At 71.6% G+C, this 1,843-nt stretch carries 1 protein-coding gene; it reads left to right on the top strand.

The window, feature by feature from the left end; translation table 11 throughout:
• The coding region (locus AOK24_RS38965; protein ID WP_159052145.1) for a family 78 glycoside hydrolase catalytic domain at window positions 1–1,843 on the top strand (1,843 nt) is incomplete at both ends.

The following is a 1,843-nucleotide window of genomic DNA, read 5'->3' on the forward strand; positions in this document are numbered from 1 at the left end:
TCCGCTACACCGACGGCACCACCGGGTCCGTCGTCACCGACCCGACCTGGAAAGCCACCGACACCGGCCCCTGGCGCGCCGACGACATCTACGACGGCGAGACCTACGACGCCCGCCGGGAACTCCCGGGCTGGACCACGTCCGGCTACCACGCGAGCGGTTGGGGCGAGGCCGAGCAGGTCCCCTACGAAACCCGGTACCCCGGCGTCCGGTTGCTCGCCTACCCCGCCGACTCCGCGCGCCTGATGCCCCGTTGGGACCGCCGGCCCCAGTCGGTCACCGTGTACACCGGGGTGAGCGGCGACGGCAGGGGCCGCATCGTCGTCGACCCCGCCCGCACGGTCACCCACCCCGCCCAGGCCGCCACCGCGCACATCCGCATCGGCCCCGGCGACACGGCCGTGTACGACCTCGGCCAGAACATGGTCGGCGTCGCCCGCTACCGCCTGCGCGGACCGGCGGGCGCCCGCGTCGAGTTCCGGTTCGCGGAGATGCTCAACGACGACAGCGCGGGCGCCGACGGCCCCGAGGGCTCCGTCTACCGTGCCAACCTCCGCAGCGCGAAAGCCACCAGCACGTACGTCCTCAAGGGCGACCGCGGCGGGGAGGCCCACCAGGACTCGCTGACCTTCTACGGCTTCCGGTACGTGTCCGTCACCGCCTCCGACACGGTCACCCTCACCGGGCTCACCGGGAAGGTCGCCACCTCCGCGATCCGCGAGACCGGCACCGTCACCACCGACGACGCCGACACCAACCAGCTGATCAGCAACGTCCGCTGGGGACAGCGCGGCAACTACCTCTGGGTCCCCACCGACTGCCCCCAGCGCGACGAACGCCTCGGCTGGACCGGCGACACCCAGGTCTTCGCCACCACCGGGCTCTACAACGCCGACGCGGGCGCCTTCCTCACCCACTTCCAGGACACCGTCGTCGACTCCGCCGCCCTCTACGGCGAGGGCGGACGCCAGTTCACCGGCGTCGCACCCGGCGGACGCTACAACTTCCCCGGCGGCGGCAGCGGCTGGGCCGACTGCGGGGTCGTCCTGCCCTGGACGGTCTGGCAGATGACCGGCGACGACACCATCGTCCGCGACAACTGGCCCGCCATGGTGGCCTACCTGGACTGGATCCGCCGGCAGACCGGCGACACCTACGCCGGACAAGGCTCCCTCACCGGCGACTGGCTCGCCCCCCAGAAGACCAGCGCCCAGCTCATGAGCGACGTCTACTACGGCTACGTCGCCCGCCTCATGGCCCAGATGGCCCCCGCGATCGGCCGCCCCGCCGAAGGCCGCGCCTACGCCGACCTGTTCGCCCGCATCCGGCAGGCGTTCATCACCAAGTACCTCGCGGGCGAGGGCAGTTCGGTCACCGTCAGATCCAGCCTCGGCCCCGCGTCCCCCATCGAACCCGGCGCCGACCCCGACCAGAAGACCGAGGACAACACCCAGACCGCCCTGCTGTGGGTCCTGAAACTCGGCTTCTACGAGACCGAGGCCCAACGCCGCGCCCTCGTCGGCCACTTGGCGGACAACATCCGCAACGACGCCGCGTACAAGGCCGCCCACCCCGACAGCGCCCGCGTCCGCTACGCCGAGAACACCCTCTCCGTAGGCTTCCTCGGCGTCAACGTCCTCGCCCCCGTCCTCTCCGACGAAGGCCGCTCCGACCTCGCCTACGCCCTCCTCCACCAGGACGCCCTGCCCTCCTGGCTGTTCTCGGTGCGCGGCGGCGCCACCACCGTCTGGGAGCGCTGGAACTCCTACTCCCGCACCGACGGCTTCGGCCCCGTCTCCATGAACTCCTTCAACCACTACGCCTACGGCGCGATCGTCGAGTG

The sequence above is a fragment of the Streptomyces niveiscabiei genome (genome assembly GCF_001419795.1).
Classification (GTDB): Bacteria; Actinomycetota; Actinomycetes; order Streptomycetales; family Streptomycetaceae; genus Streptomyces; species Streptomyces niveiscabiei.